General features: G+C 58.2%; 1 protein-coding gene. It reads right to left on the minus strand.

The features are described 5' to 3' along the window. A partial coding sequence (locus L7A20_RS12165; RefSeq protein ID WP_423817447.1) for a primase C-terminal domain-containing protein occupies positions 1 to 240 on the minus strand: 240 nt, incomplete at its 3' end. Positions 241 to 251 lie beyond the last annotated feature (11 nt).

Below are 251 nucleotides of genomic sequence, written 5' to 3' on the forward strand. Positions count from 1 at the left end.
GCTCCCGCCCTTGCGACCGATTTCAGCCATGAACTCGCGTACCGCATCAGGTACAGGCTCCCCCGGCTCACGGCGGGCTTCAACCGGCTGATAACGCTCATTCATGAACTTCTGGATACTCCTAACGATTCCGGCGACCTCAGAGACTGGTAGCGGTGGCTGGCACTGGCTATTCAGCTCATAAGCCAGTTTCTCAAAGTCCTCGCCCCGATAGGCAGCGCGTCGGCAGGTCTGAAAAATCGTCTCGTTCC

The sequence above is a fragment of the Rothia nasimurium genome, from assembly GCF_928381415.1.
GTDB lineage: Bacteria > Actinomycetota > Actinomycetes > Actinomycetales > Micrococcaceae > Rothia > Rothia nasimurium_H.